This is a genomic window from Streptomyces ferrugineus (assembly GCF_015160855.1).
In the GTDB taxonomy this organism is placed as follows: Bacteria; Actinomycetota; Actinomycetes; order Streptomycetales; family Streptomycetaceae; genus Streptomyces; species Streptomyces ferrugineus.
Map to the genome: position 1 here is coordinate 1,386,127 of NZ_CP063373.1, position 21,108 is coordinate 1,407,234.

Annotated in this window: 21 protein-coding genes; 15 read left to right on the plus strand and 6 right to left on the minus strand. The window is 69.3% G+C overall.

All coding sequences use genetic code 11. The features are described 5' to 3' along the window. Window positions 1-114 precede the first annotated feature (114 nt). Complete coding sequence (hppD, locus tag IM697_RS06450) at window positions 115-1,260, plus strand: 4-hydroxyphenylpyruvate dioxygenase (RefSeq protein ID WP_194045539.1); 1,146 nt, start codon at window positions 115-117, stop codon at window positions 1,258-1,260. A gap of 138 nt (window positions 1,261-1,398) precedes the next feature. On the opposite strand, the gene IM697_RS06455 is transcribed toward hppD, so the two are convergent. Further along, entirely contained in the window at window positions 1,399-2,820 is a 1,422-nt protein-coding gene (locus IM697_RS06455) for a tetratricopeptide repeat protein (protein ID WP_194045541.1), read from the minus strand. 103 nt (window positions 2,821-2,923) lie between these two features. Here IM697_RS06455 and IM697_RS06460 point away from each other — a divergent pair, with 103 nt between their 5' ends. Next, complete coding sequence (locus IM697_RS06460; protein ID WP_194045544.1) at window positions 2,924-4,330, plus strand: FAD-binding oxidoreductase; 1,407 nt, start codon at window positions 2,924-2,926, stop codon at window positions 4,328-4,330. Window positions 4,331-4,340: 10 nt separating this feature from the next. Here IM697_RS06460 and IM697_RS06465 read toward each other — a convergent pair whose 3' ends face one another. Continuing rightward, window positions 4,341-4,754: an SsgA family sporulation/cell division regulator gene (locus IM697_RS06465; protein ID WP_194045546.1), complete on the minus strand. Its 414-nt coding sequence runs from the start codon at window positions 4,752-4,754 to the stop codon at window positions 4,341-4,343. A gap of 265 nt (window positions 4,755-5,019) precedes the next feature. Between IM697_RS06465 and IM697_RS06470 the strand changes: the two genes are divergently transcribed. Then, entirely contained in the window at window positions 5,020-6,546 is a 1,527-nt protein-coding gene (locus IM697_RS06470) for an RDD family protein (RefSeq protein ID WP_194045549.1), read from the plus strand. A 91-nt stretch (window positions 6,547-6,637) separates the two neighbouring features. Beyond that, complete coding sequence (locus tag IM697_RS06475; RefSeq protein WP_194045551.1) at window positions 6,638-7,279, plus strand: RDD family protein; 642 nt, start codon at window positions 6,638-6,640, stop codon at window positions 7,277-7,279. 6 nt (window positions 7,280-7,285) lie between these two features. Here the strand turns inward: IM697_RS06475 and IM697_RS06480 are convergent, their stop codons facing one another. Then, window positions 7,286-7,543, minus strand: coding sequence for a hypothetical protein (locus tag IM697_RS06480; RefSeq protein WP_194045553.1), 258 nt, complete (start codon window positions 7,541-7,543; stop codon window positions 7,286-7,288). Between the two features lie 388 nt (window positions 7,544-7,931). On the opposite strand from IM697_RS06480, the gene IM697_RS06485 reads away from it, so the two are divergent. Further along, window positions 7,932-10,277 (plus strand): immune inhibitor A domain-containing protein, encoded by a 2,346-nt coding sequence (locus IM697_RS06485; protein ID WP_194045555.1) that lies wholly within the window; start codon window positions 7,932-7,934, stop codon window positions 10,275-10,277. A gap of 133 nt (window positions 10,278-10,410) precedes the next feature. Further along, window positions 10,411-10,755 (plus strand): hypothetical protein, encoded by a 345-nt coding sequence (locus tag IM697_RS06490; RefSeq protein WP_194045557.1) that lies wholly within the window; start codon window positions 10,411-10,413, stop codon window positions 10,753-10,755. 101 nt (window positions 10,756-10,856) lie between these two features. Here IM697_RS06490 and IM697_RS06495 read toward each other — a convergent pair whose 3' ends face one another. Together IM697_RS06495 and IM697_RS06500 are read right to left on the minus strand one after the other, a co-directional pair. Further along, the gene (locus tag IM697_RS06495; protein ID WP_194045558.1) at window positions 10,857-11,447 is read right to left on the minus strand and encodes an isochorismatase family protein; all 591 of its coding nucleotides are present in this window, start codon (window positions 11,445-11,447) and stop codon (window positions 10,857-10,859) included. 138 nt (window positions 11,448-11,585) lie between these two features. Further along, window positions 11,586-12,944: a nicotinate phosphoribosyltransferase gene (locus IM697_RS06500; RefSeq protein WP_194045559.1), complete on the minus strand. Its 1,359-nt coding sequence runs from the start codon at window positions 12,942-12,944 to the stop codon at window positions 11,586-11,588. A gap of 56 nt (window positions 12,945-13,000) precedes the next feature. Here IM697_RS06500 and IM697_RS06505 point away from each other — a divergent pair, with 56 nt between their 5' ends. From IM697_RS06505 to IM697_RS06540, 9 genes are all read left to right on the plus strand, one after another. Beyond that, window positions 13,001-13,615 (plus strand): hypothetical protein, encoded by a 615-nt coding sequence (locus tag IM697_RS06505; protein WP_194045560.1) that lies wholly within the window; start codon window positions 13,001-13,003, stop codon window positions 13,613-13,615. A 368-nt stretch (window positions 13,616-13,983) separates the two neighbouring features. After that, window positions 13,984-14,301 (plus strand): ATP-dependent Clp protease adapter ClpS, encoded by a 318-nt coding sequence (clpS, locus tag IM697_RS06510; RefSeq protein WP_165269269.1) that lies wholly within the window; start codon window positions 13,984-13,986, stop codon window positions 14,299-14,301. Window positions 14,302-14,313: 12 nt separating this feature from the next. Beyond that, window positions 14,314-14,922: a DUF2017 domain-containing protein gene (locus IM697_RS06515; protein ID WP_194045561.1), complete on the plus strand. Its 609-nt coding sequence runs from the start codon at window positions 14,314-14,316 to the stop codon at window positions 14,920-14,922. 309 nt (window positions 14,923-15,231) lie between these two features. Continuing rightward, complete coding sequence (locus tag IM697_RS06520) at window positions 15,232-16,764, plus strand: alanine/glycine:cation symporter family protein (RefSeq protein ID WP_194045562.1); 1,533 nt, start codon at window positions 15,232-15,234, stop codon at window positions 16,762-16,764. A gap of 342 nt (window positions 16,765-17,106) precedes the next feature. Continuing rightward, window positions 17,107-18,528, plus strand: coding sequence for an amino acid permease (locus tag IM697_RS06525; protein WP_194045563.1), 1,422 nt, complete (start codon window positions 17,107-17,109; stop codon window positions 18,526-18,528). A gap of 92 nt (window positions 18,529-18,620) precedes the next feature. Next, a complete protein-coding gene (locus IM697_RS06530; protein WP_194045565.1) occupies window positions 18,621-19,043 on the plus strand; it encodes a M67 family metallopeptidase in 423 nt (140 codons plus the stop codon). 122 nt (window positions 19,044-19,165) lie between these two features. After that, on the plus strand, window positions 19,166-19,261 hold the full coding sequence (locus IM697_RS45660) for a putative leader peptide (protein ID WP_316959376.1): 96 nt from the start codon (window positions 19,166-19,168) through the stop codon (window positions 19,259-19,261). 116 nt (window positions 19,262-19,377) lie between these two features. Continuing rightward, complete coding sequence (locus IM697_RS06535; RefSeq protein ID WP_194045567.1) at window positions 19,378-19,656, plus strand: MoaD/ThiS family protein; 279 nt, start codon at window positions 19,378-19,380, stop codon at window positions 19,654-19,656. Between the two features lie 6 nt (window positions 19,657-19,662). Continuing rightward, window positions 19,663-20,613 carry a PLP-dependent cysteine synthase family protein gene (locus IM697_RS06540; RefSeq protein WP_194045569.1) on the plus strand — a complete coding sequence of 317 codons (951 nt, stop codon included), beginning with the start codon at window positions 19,663-19,665 and terminating at the stop codon, window positions 20,611-20,613. Between the two features lie 22 nt (window positions 20,614-20,635). Here IM697_RS06540 and IM697_RS06545 read toward each other — a convergent pair whose 3' ends face one another. Further along, a complete protein-coding gene (locus IM697_RS06545) occupies window positions 20,636-21,088 on the minus strand; it encodes a type II toxin-antitoxin system PemK/MazF family toxin (protein ID WP_194045571.1) in 453 nt (150 codons plus the stop codon). Window positions 21,089-21,108: the final 20 nt, after the last annotated feature.

The following is a 21,108-nucleotide window of genomic DNA, read 5'->3' on the forward strand; positions in this document are numbered from 1 at the left end:
TGGGGTGGTCATCCTGTACAGATAGCCCGCAGAAACGGGCACCGCACTGGTCATATTGCCCAGTGAATGTGCGAACTATTGCGCACCTTGCCACATCGGAGTGAGGCTGCGCCTATGACGCAGACCACACACCACACTCCCGACACCGCCCGGCAGGCCGACCCCTTCCCGGTCAAGGGAATGGACGCGGTCGTCTTCGCCGTGGGCAACGCCAAGCAGGCGGCGCACTACTACTCGACCGCCTTCGGCATGCGCCTCGTGGCCTACTCCGGACCGGAGAACGGCAGCCGCGAGACCGCGAGCTATGTGCTGGAGAACGGCTCCGCCCGCTTCGTCCTCACCTCCGTCATCAAGCCCGCCACCCCCTGGGGCCACTTCCTCGCCCAGCACGTGGCCGAGCACGGCGACGGCGTGGTCGACCTCGCGATCGAGGTCCCCGACGCGCGGCGCGCGTACGCCTACGCGCTGGAGCACGGCGCCCGCTCGGTGACGGCGCCGTACGAGGTCAAGGACGAGCACGGCACGGTCGTCCTCGCCGCCATCGCGACGTACGGCGAGACCCGCCACACCCTCGTCGAGCGCACCGGCTACGACGGCCCCTACCTGCCCGGCTACGCCGCCGCCGCGCCGATGGTCGAGCCGCCCGCCCAGCGCACCTTCCAGGCCATCGACCACTGCGTCGGCAACGTCGAACTCGGCCGCATGAACGAGTGGGTCGGCTTCTACAACAAGGTCATGGGCTTCACGAACATGAAGGAGTTCGTGGGCGACGACATCGCGACCGAGTACAGCGCGCTGATGTCGAAGGTCGTCGCCGACGGCACACTCAAGGTCAAGTTCCCGATCAACGAGCCCGCCATCGCCAAGAAGAAGTCCCAGATCGACGAGTACCTGGAGTTCTACGGCGGCGCCGGCGTCCAGCACATCGCGCTCAACACCAACGACATCGTGGCCACGGTCCGCACCATGCGCGCGGCCGGCGTCCAGTTCCTGGACACCCCCGACTCGTACTACGACACCCTCGGCGAGTGGGTCGGCGACACCCGCGTCCCCGTCGAGACCCTGCGCGAGCTGAAGATCCTCGCCGACCGCGACGAGGACGGCTATCTGCTGCAGATCTTCACCAAGCCGGTCCAGGACCGCCCGACCGTCTTCTTCGAGATCATCGAACGCCACGGCTCGATGGGCTTCGGCAAGGGCAACTTCAAGGCCCTGTTCGAGGCGATCGAGCGCGAGCAGGCCAAGCGCGGAAACCTGTGACGGCCGACTGAGCCGCCGAAGGCCGTGCGGGTGCCACGGGGCACCCGCACGACCGGCCCAACCGGCCACCCACGCCCGTCCGCGCGCCCCTGGTCCGCCACGTTCAGCGCCTCGTCGACCGGCCCGACCGGGGAGACCTCACCGCCCGCGCGGCTTGGCGTCCATGTCCGGCACGTCCTCCAGCGACGGCTCGCCCAGCTCCTCCAGCGCCTCCTCGGCCAGCGGCACCCGCGTCGGCGAGAAGCGCGGATTGATCCGCAGCGCCTCCCGCAGATGCCGCCGCGCCGCCCCCGGCATCTCCAAGCCCCGCTCGATCATCCCCAGGTGGTACGAGTACAGGGCGCTGCGCACCCCACCGCCCTTCGCCCTGTCGGTCGCCCGCCGCGCGAACTTCAGCGCCTCCTTGTCCTTCCCGGACCGGTGCAGCGCCCACCCCAGCGCGTCCGCCACCGCGATCCCCGGCTGCCGGCGCCACTCCGCCCGCAGCCGCCGCACCGCGGACTCGGCGTCGCCGTGGTCCGCCTCGAAGCGGCCGAGCACCAGCTCCTCGTCCACCCCGCCGGCCGCCCCGCGCGCCGCCCGCTCGCGCAGCAGGTCGTACTGCACCCGCGCCGCCTGCCCGAGCCCCAGCGACTCGTACAACTCGCCCAGCTCCAGCGCGTACCGGGGATCCGGCTGCTTGGCGAAGGCCGCCCGGTAGGCGTTCAGCGCCTCCGTCGTACGGCCCAGCGACGCCAGCGCCCGCCCCTGCCCGGCGAGCGCGGCCCGCTGGTCCGGGTCGAGCCGTACCGCCTCCTGGAAGTGCCGCAGCGCCACCTCCAGGTCGCCGCGCTCCCAGGCGAGCTGCCCGCCCCGCTCCAGATACGCCGCCCGCTCGGCCGGGGCCTCGGCGGCCGCCGCCGCGTCCGACAGCGCCGCCGCCGCGTCCTCGCGCCAGCCCCGGTCCCGGTACACGCCCGCCGCCCACGCCCGCACCGCCGGCCCCGAGCGCAGCTCCAGCAGCCGGTCCAGCGCCCGCTTGGCGGCCTTGTAGTCACCCAGCCCCGTGTGCGCGTCGATCAGCTGCGGATACGTCGTCCACCGCCCCCGGTCGACCTTCAGCGCCGCCTCGCTCCAGTTCCGCGCCGCCCGGAAGTCCCGCCGCGCGTTCGCCAGCGCCGCCATGCCGTCCAGCGCCTCGGCGTTCTTCTCCCGCACCCTCAGCGACGTACGCAGGGCCTTCTCCGCCTTCGGGAAGTTCGCCGGATCCGAGGTCCGCCGCCCCTGCTCCACATACGCCGCCCCCAGCACCGCCCACGCCCCCGCGTCCTTGGGATGCGTGCGCAGGTGGGCCTCCCGCTCGTCGATCAGCACCGCCAGATCCGGCAGCGCCGCCGCCACCCCCGTGGTGACCGCGGCCAGCGCCTGCGCCCCCGGCGCCGGCTCGGGCGCCCGGCTGCCGCCCGGCCCCCACGGCACCAGCACCAGCACCCCGCCGAGCACGGCACACCCCGCCACCGCGGCGACCAGCACCCGCCACCCGCCCCGGCGCCGCCGCGGGGCTTCCTCTTGGCTCTCCATGGCGCTCACTGTGCGTGAATCACCGCGCCGACACGACGACCACACCCGCCTTACGGCGCCTGCCGTACACGGGGTTCACACCGATGGCCCCGGGTGTCACGCTGTGATCATGAGCCGTACCGAAGCCGCATCCGAGCAGGCCCGGGGTGACCTCACCGAGCGGCTGCTCGCGGGTCTGCCCACCGAGGCCGTCCTGACCGACCCCGACGTCACGGGCTCCTACGCCAACGACATGGCCAGCTTCTGCCCGGCCGGCGCCCCCGCCGTGGTCGTGCTGCCGCGCACCGTCGAAGAGGTCCAGCACGTCATGCGCACCGCCACCGAGCTGCGCGTCCCGGTCGTCCCGCAGGGGGCCCGCACGGGCCTGTCGGGCGGGGCCAACGCCTCCGACGGCTGCATCGTGCTGTCCCTGACCAGGATGGACCGCATCCTGGAGATCAACCCCGTCGACCGGATCGCGGTCGTCGAGCCCGGCGTCATCAACGCCGCCCTCTCCCGCGCGGTCGGCGAACACGGCCTGTACTACCCGCCGGACCCCTCCAGCTGGGAGATGTGCACGATCGGCGGCAACATCGGCACCGCCTCCGGCGGCCTGTGCTGCGTCAAGTACGGGGTGACGGCCGAGTACGTCCTCGGCCTCGACGTCGTCCTCGCCGACGGCCGTCTGATGACCACCGGCCGCCGTACCGCCAAGGGCGTGGCGGGTTACGACATGACCCGCCTGTTCGTGGGCTCCGAGGGCTCGCTCGGCATCGTCGTACGGGCCGTCCTGGCGCTGAAGCCGCAGCCGCCGCGGCAGCTCGTGCTGGCCGCCGAGTTCGCGTCCGCGGCCGCCGCCTGCGACGCGGTGTGCCGGATCATGGAGGGCGGGCACGTCCCGTCCCTCCTCGAACTGATGGACCGTACGACGGTCAAGGCCGTCAACGACATGGCGCACATGGGACTGCCGGAGACCACCGAGGCCCTCCTGATGGCCGCCTTCGACACCCCGGACCCCGCCCCCGACCTCGCCGCCGTCGGCGCGCTGTGCGAGGCGGCCGGCGCCACCCAGGTGGTCCCGGCGGACGACGTGGCCGAGTCCGAACTCCTCCTCCAGGCACGCCGGTTGTCCCTCACCGCGCTCGAAGCGGTGCGCGGCGTGACGATGATCGACGACGTGTGCGTGCCCCGCTCCCGGCTCGGCGACCTCATCGAGGGCGTCGAGCGGATCGCCGACAAGCACCAGCTCACCATCGGCGTCGTCGCCCACGCCGGCGACGGCAACACCCACCCCACCGTCTGCTTCGACGCCACCGACCCCGACGAGTCCCGGCGCGCCCGCGAGTCCTTCGACGAGATCATGGCCCTCGGCCTGGAACTCGGCGGCACGATCACGGGCGAGCACGGGGTGGGGGTGCTCAAGAAGGAGTGGCTGGCGCGCGAGATCGGCCCGGTGGGGATCGAGATGCAGCGCGGGATCAAGCAGGTCTTCGACCCGCTGGGCCTGCTGAACCCGGGCAAACTCTTCTGACCCGTACGCCTCACCGGGCGAGCAGCTGATCGAGCGCGTCGTCGATCCCGAGCTGCTCGCCCTCAGTCCCCGGGGGCACCACCCGCAAGGTCCGCTCCAGCCAGGCCGACACCTGCGCCGACGGGGCCTCCAGCAGGGCGTCCCCGTCGGGCGAGCTCAGCGCCATCAGCACCACGCTGCGCCCCTCGGCCTTCGTCGGCCACACCCGCACGTCCCCGTGCCCGCACGGCCGGAACACCCCCTCCACGAGCAGATCGCGGGAGAAGGTCCAGTGCACCGGCTGCTCGGAGTTGATGTGGAAGGCGATGTGCACGGCGTACGGGTCGTCGCTGTGGTAGCTCAGCCGGGCCGGCACCGGGATGGCGCGCTCGGGCGACAGGATGAGCCGCAGCTCCAGTTCGCGCTCTACGACGGTGTGATGCATGGCGTGTGTGTCCTCTCTCGTGACCCGTGCGGGCCGCGTGGGCGGGCCCGTACGGGTGGAGAGGGGACAGGGGTGCCCATCATTACGCGGGTTCGTAGGACTTTTTTTCCGGGCCTGTTCCGGGGCGGGTTCCACTGTTGTGAAGTACGTGTACGAGGTTGCCCGGAAAGGGGGCGGGTCCTACGGGACGTGCGGTGCTCGTTGCGTCCGTCTGGTAGATGTGGAGGCCCCCATTTGACCCACGAGCAGATACCGGACGACGGACATGAGCGCCCCAACCCCGGCCCCCGGTGACGACCGGCCCCGCGAAGGGTATTACCCGGACCCGTCCATTCCTGGATATGTCCGGTACTGGAACGGTGCCTCCTGGGTGCCGGGCACCAGCCGTCCGGCGCCCACGGACGGCGAGACGCTCGCTCCGCCGCCGGGCGCGCAGCCGGCCCAGGCACCCTCGGTGGAGGAGACCGGCCCGCACTTCTTCGACGAGGAGCCGGCGCGGGAGCCCGCCGCGGGGGACTCCCCGCACGGCAGCCGCCCCGAGCCGGCGTCCGCCTGGGGCGCCGACTCCGCGCACCAGACCGGCTTCGGCGGCGAACAGGACCGCCGTGTCTCGTGGGGCGCCCAGCAGGACGCCGACCCCAGCGACCCGCGCGCGACGGCGCCCCAGGGCGGGACCGACGGCTCGGCGAGCACGCCGCCCCCTGAGCCGGACGCGGACTCCGGCGCCGTCGCCTCCGGCGACACGTTCATGATCCGCCGGCCGGTGACGGGGGCGGCCGGTGCGGCGCAGTCCTCCGGCGCCCCGGGCCAGGGTGCTCCCGGCATCCCGAGCCCCGCCGGCCCCGCGCCCGTCGACGGCACCATGGCGATCCGCGCGGTGTCCCCGCGCACGGGGCAGCAGGGCGGGGCGGCCGGGGCGCAGTCCTCGGGCACGGGCGGCCCGGGCGCCGCACGTCCGGACGCGGACCACCCCTCGGCGGCCGGCGCCCCGCAGGGCCCGGGCTTCGGCGCCGGCAAGGCCGCCGCGGAGCGTGCCGCGGTGGCCCAGGGGCAGAGCCAGGCCGCCGCGCCCTCCGCAGGCCCCCAGCAGGGCGCTGTGAACGTCCCCCGGCAGTCCGGGGACCCGCAGGGTGGCGGGCCGTCCGAGGCCGCCTCCGGCGCGCCCATGGCGGCAGGCCCCGGCGGCGGTCAGTCCTCCTGGGCGCAGCAGGTCCACCGGCTCGCGGGCCCCTCCGGCGAGGACCAGCCGGTCGCGCCGTGGAAGCCCGTGCGGGAGGACCCCTTCGCGGCAGCCGCCCTGCGTCAGGCCGCCGCCCGCCCGGCGAACCTCGGCAAGCGGCTGGCCGCCCGGCTGCTGGACACGCTCGTACTGGCCGCCGTCACCGCCGCGGCCGCCGTACCGCTCGGCACCAAGGCGATCGACCACGTCAACGACAAGATCGACGCCGCCAAGCTCTCCGGCGAGACGGTCACCGTATGGCTGCTGGACGGCACCACATCGGTGTACCTCGGCGTCGTCCTGGCCGTGCTGCTGCTGTTCGGCCTGGCCTACGAGGCGCTGCCCACCGCCAAGTGGGGCCGCACCCTGGGCAAGAAGCTGCTCGGCCTTCAGGTGCGGGACATCGAGGCCCACGAGCCCCCGCAGTTCGGCGCGGCCCTGCGCCGCTGGCTGGTCTACAGCATCCCGGGCCTGCTGGTGATCGGGGTCGTCGGCGTGCTGTGGTGTGTGTTCGACCGGCCGTGGCACCAGTGCTGGCACGACAAGGCCGCGCGTACGTTCGTAGCGGGCTGAGCCGGTACGGCGAACGGCCCAGGAGATTTAAGTACCTCGGACGGCCCCGCGCCGGATGCGAAACCGGGAGGTTCGCGGTCGACTCGGGGCCATGAGCAGTGAACCGCCTCCCGGCTCCGGTCAGCAGCCCCCGGAAGACGACCCGTTCAGGAAGCAGCCCCCGCCACCCGGGGGCTCCGGTTCGCCGTACGGGGATCAGCCCCCGCCCCCCTACGGCGGCGGCGGTCCCTACGGCGGTGATCCGTACGGCGGTGGCGGTCCCCCCACCGACCCGCTCGCCGGGATGCCGCCGCTCGCCGCCAGCGGCAAGCGCACGCTGGCCCGGATCATCGACATGATCCTGGTGGGTGTCGTCGTCTGGCTGCTCACCTGGGGATTCGGTGTCACCGAACTCGACACGGACACCGACAAGGTGGAGTACAGCAATTCACTCGCGCAGTCGGCGATCGCCGCCGTGCTCTACATCGCCTACGACACCTACCTGACGGTCCGGACGGGGCAGACGCTCGGCAAGCGGCTGCTCAACATGCGGGTGGCCAATCTCGACAACGGTGCCAGCCCGTCCGTGCAGAGTTCGCTGATCCGCGCGGCGGTGCTGTGGATCCCGTTCGCCTTCTGCTGCGCCTGTATCTGGACCGCGATCTCCGGCGGCTGGAGCTACTTCGACCGGCCCTACAAACAGGGCCTGCACGACAAGGCGGCGAAGACGGTGGTGGTGAGCACCGGCGGCTGAGCGGCGTCAGGACTGGGAGAGCGCGGGCTCTTCGGCCTTCTCCCGCTCCGCTTCGGCGGGCCTGCGCATCGCCACCACGCGGGGTTTCCTGGGCATGGGCACCGTCATGGCGACCAACAGCCCGAGCAGGAGAGCCGCGACGGCGATGACCGCGATTCCCACACCCGAACTGGTCTGTGACAGCAGCAGCATGGCGAGTGTCGAGAAGACCACGGTGCACGAGCCGTAGGAGAGCTGTGCGGCAGTCGGACGAGGCATGATCATCGTGTCCTCGGAATCAGGGGTGCACGGGGGTCTCGGCCTGGCTTTCCGCCGACGTCCGGGCGTTCCGCCATCCGACTCTAACCGCGTGCATGCCCGAGAGGAACAAACCGTAAGCGTGACCTGACCAACAGTGCCGGTGCACGGGGGGCGCACGGAGTCATGGCGTCCAGCAAGTGGACGGTGACGCGCGCCCGTTCGGAAGAGATCGTTGTTCGCTAAACGAACAGCGACTCCGCATAGTGCAATTGACCTGTTCAAGTCAAGGTCTGTTTTTTCTGCTTAACCTCTAGTCAAATGTCGTCACTTGACTACACGCGTTGATCACGCGCGCGGATCCTCCATGACCAGGACCCTCTTTCCGCGCGCACGGCGCGGGGGAGGATCTCAAGTGACCAGTAGACCCTGGACGTTCAGAGCGGCGGCGACCACCGTCGCGCTCGCGACGGCGGCGGCGACATTCTCGACCTTCGCGGTGGCTCAGGCCGACGAAGGCGCGCCCGCCTCCGTGGAGCGGCACGACCCGGCGGACCACACACACGCCGACCACGACCTCGACGGCCCGATGAGCAAGACTCAGGAGGCCCAGCGCGAGGAAGCCCTGAACCAGGTCATATCAGGCAAGAGCAAGGTGAAGAAGCGCGGCGGCTCGCAGGTCGTCGAGCTCAAGAGCAAGAAGGGCGACAGCAAGTACGTCGAGCTGGGCCGCGAGAAGACCGACAAGATCTTCACGATCCTGGTCGAGTTCGGCGACAAGATAAGCGAGTTCGGCGGCACGCCGGGCCCGGCCCACAACCAGATAGCCAAGCCCGACCGCAAGAAGGACAACTCGACGGCCTGGCAGGCCGACTACAACCAGAAGCACTACCAGGACCTCTACTTCGGCACCGGCAAGAAGACCGAGTCGATGAAGAAGTACTACGAGAAGCAGTCCTCGGGCCGCTACTCGATCGAGGGCGAGGTGTCCGACTGGGTCAAGGTCCCCTACAACGAGGCCCGTTACGGCAACAACGCCTGCGGCCAGACCAACTGCTCTAGCGTCTGGAACGTCGTCAGCGACGGCCTGAACGCGTGGGTCGCCCAGCAGAAGGCAGCTGGGAAGACCGACGCCGAGATCAAGGCCGAGGTCGCGCGGTTCGACCAGTGGGACCGCTACGACTTCGACGGCGACGGCGACTTCAACGAGGCCGACGGCTACATCGACCACTTCCAGATCGTGCACGCCGGTGAGGACGAGTCCGCGGGCGGCGGCGCCCAGGGCACCGACGCCATCTGGGCCCACCGCTGGTACGCGTTCGGCACCGACGCGGGTGCCACCGGCCCCGACGGCAACAAGCTCGGCGGCGCGCAGATCGGCTCCACCGGCATCTGGGTCGGCGACTACACCGTGCAGCCGGAGAACGGCGGCCTGGGCGTCTTCGCCCACGAGTACGGCCACGACCTCGGTCTGCCGGACCACTACGACACCGCCGGCGGCGAGAACTCCACCGGCTTCTGGACCCTGATGTCCTCCGGCTCCTGGCTCGGCACCGGCAAGCAGGAGATCGGTGACCTGCCCGGCGACATGACCGCCTGGGACAAGCTCCAGCTCGGCTGGCTGAAGTACGACACGGCCAAGGCCGGCGTCAACTCCTGGCACAAGCTGGGTGTCGCCGAGTACAACACCAAGCACAAGCAGGCCCTCGTGGTCGAGCTGCCCAAGAAGACGGTCACCACGCCGGTCGTGGAGCCGGCGCAGGGCACGAAGCAGTGGTGGAGCGGCAGCGGCGACAACCTCGCCAACACGCTGGCCCGTTCCGTGGACCTCACCGGCAAGTCCACCGCCTCGCTGACGCTGGACGGCTGGTACGACATCGAGGCCGAGTTCGACTACCTCTACACCGAGGTCTCGACCGACGGCGGCGCCAACTGGACGGCCATCGACGGCACGGTCGACGGCGCGGCCCTGCCGAAGGACGCCAGCGGCAAGCCGGCCCTCACCGGCACCGTGGACGCCTACAAGAAGCTGGTCTTCCCGCTGGACGCCTACGTCGGCAAGAAGATCGACCTGCGCTTCCGCTACCAGACCGACGGCGGCGTGGCCCAGAAGGGCTTCGCGGCCGACGAGATCACCGTGACCGCCGACGGCACGGCCCTGTTCTCCGACAACGCCGAGAGCGCGGACGACGCCTGGAAGACCAAGGGCTTCTCCCGCATCGGCGCGTCCATCACGGACGACTACGCGCAGTACTACATCGCCGAGAACCGTCAGTACGTGTCGTACGACAAGACGTTGAAGACCGGCCCGTACAACTTCGGCTTCTCGAAGTCCCTTCCGGACTGGGTGGAGCACTACGCGTACCAGAACGGCCTGTTGATCTGGAAGTGGGACACCTCCCAGCAGGACAACAACACCAGCCAGCACCCCGGTGTCGGCCTGGTCCTGCCGATCGACTCCCACCCGACCGCGATGAAGTGGTCCGACGGCACGCTGATGCGCAACCGCATCCAGTCCTACGACTCGCCGTTCAGCCGCTACCGCACGGACGGCATGTGGCTGCACAACGCCGACGTCGCGACCAAGATCCCGTCGAGTCGCGGGGTGTCGGTCTTCAACGACCACGCCAGCACGTACTACGACGCCTCGAACCCGGCCGCGAGTGTCAAGGTCACTGACACCAACACCAAGATCAAGATCGTCAAGGAGGCCAAGAACGGCTCCACGATCGAGCTCGAGGTCGGTCCCGCAGTGAAGTAATCGGCATCTTCGCAGGTCAGAGCATGATCGGCGGCAGCCCCTTGGCGGGTTGCCGCCGATCGTGTTTAGGTGCACCCTGTGCTTCCGTTATTGACACCGATATTGACACCGACTCGCACGGGGGTGTGACCGCATGGCCGCAGGAGGTTTCTGCAAGCTGCCGACCGGCAGCGTGGTGGTGGCTCTGAACCTGCCCAGACCCACCGCCCACGGCACGGGCTGCGTCCGTGTCCTCGTCCACGCCCAGAACCGCGCCCGAGCCCTGACCAGGCTCCGCAACCTGGGCATGCGCGCCGTCTACCTGCGGGGCAACGCGGCTCCGCCGACCCCGGACGAGATCACGGCGGTCCTGCACCACCCGGACGGCCTGATATGGCGAACGGCCCCTGATAACGGTGTCGTGCCGGGCCCGGAGCTGGCGCAGGAGCTGTGGCACCCGATCAGAGCCCTCCTGAGACGCCCAGCGGCAACGCCCTAGGGGCGCGGGGCTGTATCAATTTGCGGCTCCGTCGCGCGGGCGCGACCAGCCACAACGCAGCCGCAGCCGACCGACAACCAATCGAGGCACTCTCCGGAGCGCTACGCCACCACCGGCTTACCGGACAGCTCGACCCCCGCCTCCCGCATCTCCTCCAGCGCCCGCTCAGTGCTCTCCGTGGCCACCCCCGCGGTGAGATCCAGCAGCACCTGCGTACGGAACCCCTCCCGCACCGCGTCCAGCGCGGTCGCCCGCACGCAGTGGTCCGTGGCGATGCCCACCACGTCCACCTCCGAGACCTCCCTGGCGCGCAGCCAGTCGCCCAGCTTCACGCCGTTCTCGTCGGCCCCCTCGAACCCGCTGTACGCCGCCGCGTACGCCCCCTTGTCGAACACGGCGTCGATCGCGCCGGACGCGACCGCCGGGGCGAAGTTCGGGTGGAAGCCGACGCCCTCCGTGCCCGCGACACAGTGCGCCGGCCAGGAGTGGGCGAAGTCGGGGTTCGCCGAGAAGTGGCCGCCGGGGGCGATGTGGTGGTCACGGGTGGCTACGACGTGCTGGTAGCCGGACCCGGCCGCCTGCCCGATCAGCTCGGTGACGGCGGCGGCCACGTCGGCACCACCGGCCACGGCGAGGCTGCCCCCCTCGCAGAAGTCGTTCTGCACGTCTACGACGATCAAGGCGCGGCGCATGGTCGGTGTCCTTCGGTTATGGACGCTGAGGTCGGGACGGTGGAAACGTGCCGGGCCCGGCCGGTGAACTTCCGAGCCTAGAGACTTCGGGTGCGGTGCGGGAGGGGGCATAGGGCGAGCACGCCGGGCGCGCTCGCTTCACGCCCCTGTCCGGTTACCCGAGCGCCCGTTGACATACTCCGTCGGAATGACGGGTTCCCCGCGCGAGAGCTGGGTAGCGGACAGCGGCAGGTTCCCGCGAGCGGCCACATGCCGGTCCCGTACGACGTCCAGCGACTCACGCGCCACCACGTCACCGCCCTTGATCAGCTCGATCGGCAGCTGCCGTTCGGCCAGCTCGGCCGGCACCGCGCCCGTGCCCACGACCTCGGCCTCGGCGACGCCGTACTCGTCGAGCCGCCGCGCCGCCCACTTGCGCCCGCCGATGGAGGTCTTGCCGCCGCTCGACTTCTTCGCGACCGGCACCAGCGACGCCCCGGGGGCGGCGGACTCGGCGCGGGCGACCAGCTTGTAGACCATCGAGCAGGTCGGATGCCCGGACCCGGTCACGAGCTGGGTGCCGACGCCGTACGCGTCCACCGGTGCCGCCGCCAGCGAGGCGATGGCGTACTCGTCCAGGTCGGAGGTCACGATGATCTTCGTGTGCGTCGCGCCCAGCTCGTCGAGCTGCTGCCGGACCCGGTGCGCGACCAGCAGCAGGTCGCCGGAGTCGATGCGCACGGCGCCCAGCTCGGGCCCGGCGACCTCCACGGCCGTACGGACCGCCTCGGCGACGTCGTAGGTGTCCACGAGCAGCGTGGTGCCCCGGCCCATGGAGTCCACCTGGGCCCGGAAGGCGTCCCGCTCGCGGTCGTGCAGCAGGGTGAAGGCGTGGGCGCTGGTGCCGACGGTCGGGATGCCGTAGCGGAATCCGGCGGCCAGGTCGGAGGTGGAGGCGAAGCCGCCGACGTACGCGGCGCGGGAGGCGGCGACGGCGGCCAGCTCGTGGGTGCGCCGGGCGCCCATCTCGATGAGCGGGCGGTCGCCGGCCGCCGACGCCATCCGGGAGGCGGCCGCGGCTATCGCGGAGTCGTGGTTGAGGATCGAGAGGATCACCGTCTCCAGCAGCACGCACTCGGCGAAGGTGCCCTCGACCCGCATGATCGGCGAGCCCGGGAAGTAGACCTCGCCCTCGGGGTAGCCCCAGACGTCGCCGGAGAAGCGGTACGAGGACAGCAACTCGAGAGTCGGTTCGTCCACGACGCGGCGCTCGCGCAGAAAGCCGAGGACGTCCGCGTCGAACCGGAAGTTCTCGACCGCGTCCAGCACCCGCCCGGTGCCCGCGACGACCCCGTACCGGCGACCCTCCGGCAGCCTGCGCGTGAAGACCTCGAAGACGGAGCGCCGGTCGGCGGTGCCGGCCTTCAGCGCGGCCTGCAGCATCGTCAGCTCGTAATGGTCTGTGAAGAGCGCCGTCGACGGCACGTTCACCGGCAGCCCTATGTCCGCAGCGTTCATGTGCTGGATGCTACCCCCTATCTCGTCATTCTGACGATTTCAGGCGTTCGCGCACGGTGATGGTGCCGTGGCAGCCTGAATGTTCACCCCTTCGCCTGCCTCGCGGCCCACCCGTCGAGACCTACAGCTTTCACGCCGATATCCAGCTGAAGGCACTGAACAATGGCAGCAGGGGCGGCGCTACTCGTATCAAGGTGACGCTGCTCACACTTGCACTTACTGGCTGCGCCAGCTGTCGGGCCCACGTTAAATTCCTGACGTCATACAAGATCACGGGGAGGGAATCCGGTTTGCTTCGCGCATCGGCAAAAATCTCAGCAACTGCGCTGATGGCCTTCGGATTGGTCGTGGGAGTCTCCACTTCGGCTCAGGCCGCTACGCTCACGACCAGCCGGGGGAAGATGGAGTACGGCACGCACAACGGCGGTTTCCCTGACGACCACTTCACCATCTGCGACACCAACGCCGACGGGCATGGTGTCACGGGATATGTGAAGCATCACCATATGTCCACCGGCAGCACGATCACCGACATGAAGATCGACGATGGGGGCGACCCCGGCTGTGACGGCGACTACATGGAACTCTCCAATGTTCATAACTATTGGATGGAGATCTGGTGGAATGGCCGTAAGATCGCGTCAAAGTCATTCGATGAAGAACAGGCTTGATCTAGCCGGTATTAGAAATTGACGCAGCCCCTTAGGGGGACTCGGTGAAGTGTCGACGCTCGCTGCCGTCGGCACTTCACCGTATTGCTCGGTGCATAAGCGGGCGCCGTTAATAAGGACGCACCGCGCCCACCAGCAGCGTGGTGCCGTGGCTCGTAGTGGAAGCCGCGGCCAGCTCATGGGTGAGCCTGGCGCCCATCTCGATCAGCGGCCGGTTCCCGGCGCCCGAGCACATCCGCGTTGAACCGGAAGTTCTCACCCTCGTCGCTCTGACGATTTCGGGGGTCGGGCTTCATGGGTTCGCGGGCAAAGGTTCCACGGCCTTCCGGCGGGGATCATTTGGCCGGGTGGCCCCCTCTAGTGGCAGCATGGGCCATGTGACGGCTCCCGCACCCCTAGAGATCGAAAAGACCGAGTCGGCGGAGGAGGTCTCGGCCGTACCCGAGCCGGATGTCCCCTGGGTCACGATCGTCCACAACGACCCGGTCAACCTCATGAGCTATGTGACGTACGTCTTCCAGACGTACTTCGGCTACTCGAAGGACAAGGCCACCAAGCTCATGCTCGATGTCCACCACAAGGGCCGTGCCGTCGTCTCCAGCGGGACCCGCGAGGAGATGGAGCGCGACGTGCAGGCCATGCACGGTTACGGCCTATGGGCCACCCTCCAGCAGGACCGGAAGTAGCGAACTCACTCCATGCCAGGACAATTCGAACCGCTCCCCGGCGGCGGCGCGGCCGTCGCCCTCGACGAGGTCGAGATCTCCATCATCCGCTCCCTGGCGGTTCAGCTCCTGGAGCTCATCGGACCCGGACCGGCGGAAGACACCCCCGACGACCCGCTCGCCGAGCTGTTCGCCGAGGGGCCGAGCGAGCCGCCGGCCGATCCGGTGCTGAAGCGTCTGTTCCCGGACGCCTACATCGACCCCGAGGGCGCTCCCCAGGCCAAGGAGGCCGAGGAGCAGCGGGCGTACTCCGCGGAGTTCCGCCGCTACACCGAGAACGATCTGCGGGCCGGCAAGCGCGACAACGCGCTCGCGGTGATCCGGTCCCTGGACGAGCTCAGCGGCGCCGCCGCCGGTGAGGGCGGTGCGGTGCTCAAGCTCTCCACCGAGGAGTCCCAGTGCTGGCTGGGCGCCCTCAACGACCTGCGGCTGGCCATCGGCTCCCGGCTGGACATCGCCGACGAGGACGATGCCGATCTGCTCTACCGGCTCCCTGACGAGGACTCGCGCAAGCCGATGGTGATGGCGTATCTGTGGCTGGGCGGGCTTCAGGAGACCCTCGTTTCGACACTTATGCCCTGATTTGGTCGGGCGAGTGTTTGTCTTGCAATGTTCTTGCGCCGATCATGCGTTCGCTCAGAGAACGCTCAAATCCGAATAACGATCGTGTCACCGCCCCTGGGTTTTGTACCCCCGGGGCGGCTTCATGTGACTTGCATCACTAAAGATCCCGTAAACGACGTGGTATGAACTGGCAACTCGTTTTCGGCACCCCTGCCCGAGGACGGGAACGCCGGTCGCCCTCTACTGCCGTCGCTGTACGGACTCGGCGTTCGCCCAACCCCATCCGCTGCGCCACGCCAGCACGTCCCCGCGCTCCGAGGTAGCTCGATGTCACTCGACTCCATCAGCACATCCATTGACGAGGCCGTCAATGGTTTCTTCGATCCGACGGCCACCGCCGTCTCCAAGATCGTCTTCTACTCAGTAAAGGTCGGCGACGCCGAACTTCCGCTCATCGTGGGCTGGCTCGTGATCGCGGGTCTGGTCTTCAGCGCCTGGTTCGGGCTGGTCCAGGTACGCAGGTTCAAGCTCGCCCTCGAGGTGGCGCGCGGCAAGTACGACGAAAAGGACGCGCCCGGTGAAGTCACCCACTTCCAGGCGCTGACTGCGGCCGTCTCGGGCACCGTTGGCCTCGGCAACATCGCCGGTGTGGGTGTCGCCGTCTCCATCGGCGGCCCCGGCGCCACCTTCTGGATGATCCTGTGCGGTCTGCTCGGTATGGCGAGCAAGTTCGTCGAGGTCACCCTCGGTGTGAAGTACCGCGAGGTGCATGCCGACGGCACCGTCTCCGGTGGCCCGATGCACTACCTGCCCAAGGGTCTGCGTGAGCGCTTCGGCAACGGCGGCGCCGTGTTCGGCAAGGTGCTCGCCGTCCTCGCCTGCATCATGATCCTCCTGTTCGGCCTGTTCGGCGGCAACCTCTTCCAGACCAACCAGAGCTACGCGCAGGTCGCCTCGACCTTCGGCGGCGAGGACGGCTTCCTGGCCTCCTCCGCCGGTGCCGTCCTGTTCGGTGTGGTGGTCGCCGTGCTGGTCGGCCTGGTGCTGCTCGGCGGCATCCGCTCCATCGCCTCGATCACCAGCCGGCTGGTCCCGGCCATGGGCATCATGTACGTCCTGGCCTGCCTGGTCGTCATCCTGGGCAACGTCACCGCGGTGCCCGACGCGATCCAGACCATCTTCAAGGGCGCGTTCGAGGCCGAGGGTGTCGCCGGTGGTGTGATCGGCGCCCTGATCCAGGGCTTCAAGCGGGCCGCCTTCTCCAACGAGGCCGGTCTGGGCTCCTCCCCGATCGCCCACTCCGCGGTCAAGACCAACCACCCCGCGAGCGAGGGCCTGGTCGCCACGCTGGAACCGTTCATCGACACGGTCGTCATCTGCACCATGACCGCGCTGACCATCATCATCGCCAACCCGGCGAGCTGGGCCGAGGCCCGCGCGGGCGAGGACATCGGCGGTGTCACCATCACCTCCGACGCCTTCGAGAGCGTGCTCCCCTGGTTCCCGAACGTGCTGACCATCGCGGTGCTGCTGTTCGCCTTCTCCACGATCCTGACCTGGGGCTACTACGGCCTCAAGGCCTGGACGTACCTGTTCGGCAGGGGCAAGGTGAGCGAGACCGTCTTCAAGGCCCTCTGGAGCCTGTTCGCCGTCGCGGGCGCCATGCTCTCCCTCGACTCGCTGATCAGCCTGGGCGACTCGGCGCTCTTCCTGCTGGCCGTGTTCAACATCATCGGCCTCTACCTGCTGGCCCCGGTCGTCAAGAAGGAGCTGGACAAGTTCCTGGACTACGTCCGGGAGCGCAAGGCCCGTGCGGCTCTGGGCAGCACGGAGCCGGACGAGGCCGCCAAGGTGCTCTGAGCGCGGCAGGCAGTCGCCGCAAGGCTCTGTCTGAAGGGCCCGCCCGTACATTCCAGTACGGGCGGGCCCTTCCGCGTCTGCTGACGGGTTGGCTGACGGGTTGGCAAACGTTCTCTCAGCGGACACTCAAATCCGATTAACGATCACGTCAATGACCCAGCCGTGAATGCCCGCCTTCCACGCCCTTTATCCGCTTCTCCCTGTGCTCCAGGCCACATTCGCCGCCGTCGATCACGGTTGCGACCGTGATAAATCTTCACGACCGCCCGGCGAACACCACCCTCATGTCCGCCGGGTGCGCCATGCGGCCGACAGATTGTCTGGAGAAAGGGCGCACCACACATGACCTCGCAGAAGGTCGCCGACACTCCTGAAGAGGGGTACGAACGGGGACTCGGCAGCCGCCAGGTCCAGATGATCGCGATCGGCGGCGCCATCGGCGTCGGCCTCTTCCTGGGCGCCGGGGCGAATATTGCCAAGGCCGGACCCAGCCTCATCCTCATGTACGCCCTCGCCGGCGTCGTCATCTTCTTCATCATGCGGGCGCTCGGCGAGCTCCTGCTCTACCGTCCGGTCTCGGGCTCCTTCGCCGAGTACTCCCGCGAGTTCCTCGGCCCGTTCTTCGGCTACTTCACCGGCTGGACGTACTGGCTGATGTGGGTGGTCACCGGCATGGCCGAGCTCACGGCCGCCGCGATCTACGTCCACTACTGGTTCCCGCACATCCCGCAGTGGGTCACCGCCCTGGTCTTCCTGGTGATCCTCTTCGGCGTCAACCTGATCTCCGTGAAGCTCTTCGGCGAGCTGGAGTTCTGGTTCTCGATGGTCAAGGTCACCGCCCTGATCGGCATGATCGTCATCGGTCTCGGCGTGCTCACCCTCGGCTTCAGCCAGGCCGGCGACACCGCCGCCGTCTCCAACCTCTGGGCCTTCGACGGCTTCTTCCCCAAGGGCGTCGGCTCGTCCCTGATGACCCTCCAAGGCGTCATGTTCGCCTACCTCGCGGTCGAGCTGGTCGGCGTCACGGCCGGTGAGTCGGAGAACCCGGAGAAGACCCTCCCCAAGGCGATCAACACGCTGCCGTGGCGCATCGCGCTGTTCTACGTCGGCGCGCTCACCGTCATCCTCTGCGTGGTGAAGTGGACCGAGTTCGCCGAGGGCGTCAGCCCCTTCGTGAAGGCGTTCGCGGTGATCGGCATCCCGGCCGGCGCGGGCATCGTCAACTTCGTCGTGCTCACCGCGGCCCTGTCGTCCTGCAACTCCGGCATGTACTCCACGGGTCGCATGCTGCGCAACCTCGCCGAGAGCGGTGAGGCCCCCAAGGTCTTCGCGAGGCTGTCGTCCACCAGGACCCCGGCGCTCGGCATCACCGTCTCGGTCCTCTTCATGGGCATCGGCGTGGTCCTCAACTACATCGTCCCGGAGAAGGCCTTCGGCTATGTCACCTCGGTGGCCACCGCGGCCGGCATCTGGACCTGGCTGATGATCCTGGTCAGCCACGTCCGCTACCGCCGCCAGGTCGTCGCGGGCCGCCTGCCCGCCTCGTCGTTCCCGGCGCCGGGCGGCTCGGTGTGCAGCTGGATCGCCATCGTGTTCCTGCTCTTCGTCACGGGCCTCATCGCCTACGACGCCGACGTCCGCGTCTGCCTGTACGTGATGGCCGGCTGGGCCGCCGCGCTGGGCATCGGCTGGGCGGTGCTCAAGAGCCGCGATCCGCGGATCACCGGCCGTCGCGGCGAGCCCGACCTGCAGAAGATCGGCTGAACCTCGGTCCGTGGACGCCCCCGCGTCCGGCATATGGGCCGCTCCGTACCACCCCTCGGTACAGGGCGGCCCCTCTGCTTATCCTGACGGACATGCTGACCATCACCCAGGCCCTCGTCGACCAGATCGTCGCCCACGCGCGCAAGGACCACCCGGACGAGGCGTGCGGCGTCATCGCCGGACCGGCCGGCTCGGACCGCCCCGAGCGCTTCATCCCCATGCTGAACGCCGCGATGTCGCCCACGTTCTACGAGTTCGACTCCGGCGACCTGCTCAAGCTCTACCGCGAGATGGACGACCGCGACGAGGAGCCGGTGGTCATCTACCACTCCCACACCGCCACCGAGGCCTACCCCTCGCGCACCGACGTCTCCTATGCCAACGAGCCCGGCGCGCACTACGTCCTGGTCTCCACCGCCGACACCGACGGCCTCGGCGAGTTCCAGTTCCGCTCGTACCGGATCGTCGACGGAGAGGTGACGGAGGAGGAGGTCAAGGTCGTAGAGGCGTACTGATTGATCCGCGATCTGATCCGCGATCTCGGCCTGAACAGCACGGTCTCACTCCCCGGCCCGCATCCGTCCGCGATGTGGGATCACCTTCCAGAAGTCGGACCGGGAATCGATACGATGAGCCCATGGTTTTCCACGACGTGAGCGAAAAGACGCCGGGCATGCTGCTCGTGGCGCGGCTGCACGTCGACCTGTGCAGGCTCGCCAGCGCCATCTGTTGACGCGACACCCTGCCGCCGTACGGCCGTGAGCCGCGGCGCCGCATCCACGCACCACCCCGCTGTACTTGCGCTGCCGCGCGCCCCCGACTGACTACTCCCGACAGGAGCCCTGAGCCATGGCCATCGAGGTCCGCATCCCGACCATCCTCCGCCAGTACACCGACGGTCAGAAGGCGGTGGAGGGCAGCGGTGACACCCTCGCCGAGCTGTTCACCGACCTCGAGACCCGGCACGCGGGCATCCAGGCCCGCATCGTGGACGGCGACCAGCTCCGCCGCTTCGTCAACGTCTACCTGAACGACGAGGACGTCCGGTTCCTCGACGGCATCAAGACCAAGCTGTCCGACGGCGACAACGTCACGATCCTGCCGGCCGTGGCCGGCGGTATGGCCTGATCACTCATGCGCTACGACTCCCCGCTCGCCGCGGTGGGCAACACCCCTCTGGTGTGCCTGCCGCGGTTGTCGCCGTCCGAGGACGTCCGCATCTGGGCCAAGCTGGAGGACCGCAACCCCACCGGCTCGGTCAAGGACCGCCCCGCCCTGCACATGATCGAGCAGGCGGAGAAGGACGGCCGTCTGACGCCCGGCTGCACCATCCTGGAGCCCACCTCCGGCAACACCGGCATCTCCCTGGCGATGGCGGCGAAGCTCAAGGGCTACCGGATCGTGTGCGTGATGCCCGAGAACACCTCGCAGGAGCGCCGGGACCTGCTCGCCATGTGGGGCGCGGAGATCATCTCCAGCCCGGCCGCGGGCGGCTCCAACACCGCCGTACGGGTCGCCAAGGAACTGGCGGCCGAGCACCCCGACTGGGTGATGCTCTACCAGTACGGCAACCCGGACAACGCGGGCGCGCACTACGCCACGACCGGCCCGGAGATCCTCGCCGACCTCCCCTCGATCACCCACTTCGTCGCGGGCCTCGGCACCACCGGCACCCTGATGGGCGTCGGCCGCTACCTGCGCGAGCACAAGCCCGACGTGAAGATCGTCGCCGCTGAGCCGCGCTACGACGACCTCGTCTACGGCCTGCGCAACCTCGACGAGGGCTTCGTGCCCGAGCTGTACGACGCCTCCGTCCTGACCACCCGCTTCTCGGTCGGCTCGGCCGACGCGGTCACCCGCACCCGTGAACTCCTCCAGCAGGAGGGCATCTTCGCGGGCGTCTCCACCGGCGCCGCCCTGCACGCGGCGATCGGCGTCGGCAAGAAGGCGCTGAAGGCGGGGGAGAGCGCGGACATCGCGTTCGTCGTCGCCGACGGCGGCTGGAAGTACCTCTCCACCGGCGTCTACACCGCCGCGACCACGGAAGCGGCCATCGAGACACTCCAGGGTCAGCTCTGGGCGTGAACAACGCCGCGGGTCAATACACCTAGGACGAGAGGTGACGGACCTGGTCCCATACGACCGGGTCCATCACCCCGACCCGTCGCCGGAAGTCCGACACCGGCACGTGCCGCAGCTCGTCGGTCTCCAGGAAGCTCGCCCGGCCACGGGTGTCCCCGACGGCCCCCGGCGGCAGCGGGATGACCCCGTACCGCTCGTCCCGGTACTTGCTGGTGATCTTCGCGACGGTTGCCTGCTGCCCGCGCACCGCCAGCACCAGACACGGCCGGTCCTTCGCCCCCGGCCCGTCCTCGAACGGCACCCTCGCCCACCAGATCTCCGCGGGCTCCGGACGAGCCGACGCCCGCTCCCCGGGCCGCCCGGGCGGCCGGCTCCGCCGCCCCGAGGGACGCCGACCGCGCCCCCACCCGTCGACGAGCGTGGCGACCAGCGCCAGCAGTACCACCGCCGCGAGCGCCAGCCACCAGGACGTGTCCATAGGGACGAAGGTACCGGCGC

Bases quoted from the DNA above. Each gene is read 5' to 3' on its own strand.
- IM697_RS06515 (WP_194045561.1), top strand. From the start codon at position 14,314: ATGCCAGGACAATTCGAACCGCTCCCCGGCGGCGGCGCGGCCGTCGCC.
- IM697_RS06545 (WP_194045571.1), bottom strand. From the start codon at position 21,088: ATGGACACGTCCTGGTGGCTGGCGCTCGCGGCGGTGGTACTGCTGGCG.
- IM697_RS06480 (WP_194045553.1), bottom strand. From the start codon at position 7,543: ATGATCATGCCTCGTCCGACTGCCGCACAGCTCTCCTACGGCTCGTGC.
- IM697_RS06495 (WP_194045558.1), bottom strand. From the start codon at position 11,447: ATGCGCCGCGCCTTGATCGTCGTAGACGTGCAGAACGACTTCTGCGAG.
- IM697_RS06470 (WP_194045549.1), top strand. From the start codon at position 5,020: ATGAGCGCCCCAACCCCGGCCCCCGGTGACGACCGGCCCCGCGAAGGG.
- IM697_RS06530 (WP_194045565.1), top strand. From the start codon at position 18,621: ATGCTGACCATCACCCAGGCCCTCGTCGACCAGATCGTCGCCCACGCG.
- IM697_RS06500 (WP_194045559.1), bottom strand. From the start codon at position 12,944: ATGAACGCTGCGGACATAGGGCTGCCGGTGAACGTGCCGTCGACGGCG.
- IM697_RS06525 (WP_194045563.1), top strand. From the start codon at position 17,107: ATGACCTCGCAGAAGGTCGCCGACACTCCTGAAGAGGGGTACGAACGG.
- clpS (WP_165269269.1), top strand. From the start codon at position 13,984: ATGGGCCATGTGACGGCTCCCGCACCCCTAGAGATCGAAAAGACCGAG.
- IM697_RS06490 (WP_194045557.1), top strand. From the start codon at position 10,411: ATGGCCGCAGGAGGTTTCTGCAAGCTGCCGACCGGCAGCGTGGTGGTG.
- IM697_RS06465 (WP_194045546.1), bottom strand. From the start codon at position 4,754: ATGCATCACACCGTCGTAGAGCGCGAACTGGAGCTGCGGCTCATCCTG.
- hppD (WP_194045539.1), top strand. From the start codon at position 115: ATGACGCAGACCACACACCACACTCCCGACACCGCCCGGCAGGCCGAC.
- IM697_RS06535 (WP_194045567.1), top strand. From the start codon at position 19,378: ATGGCCATCGAGGTCCGCATCCCGACCATCCTCCGCCAGTACACCGAC.
- IM697_RS06540 (WP_194045569.1), top strand. From the start codon at position 19,663: ATGCGCTACGACTCCCCGCTCGCCGCGGTGGGCAACACCCCTCTGGTG.
- IM697_RS06455 (WP_194045541.1), bottom strand. From the start codon at position 2,820: ATGGAGAGCCAAGAGGAAGCCCCGCGGCGGCGCCGGGGCGGGTGGCGG.
- IM697_RS45660 (WP_316959376.1), top strand. From the start codon at position 19,166: ATGGTTTTCCACGACGTGAGCGAAAAGACGCCGGGCATGCTGCTCGTG.
- IM697_RS06475 (WP_194045551.1), top strand. From the start codon at position 6,638: ATGAGCAGTGAACCGCCTCCCGGCTCCGGTCAGCAGCCCCCGGAAGAC.
- IM697_RS06520 (WP_194045562.1), top strand. From the start codon at position 15,232: ATGTCACTCGACTCCATCAGCACATCCATTGACGAGGCCGTCAATGGT.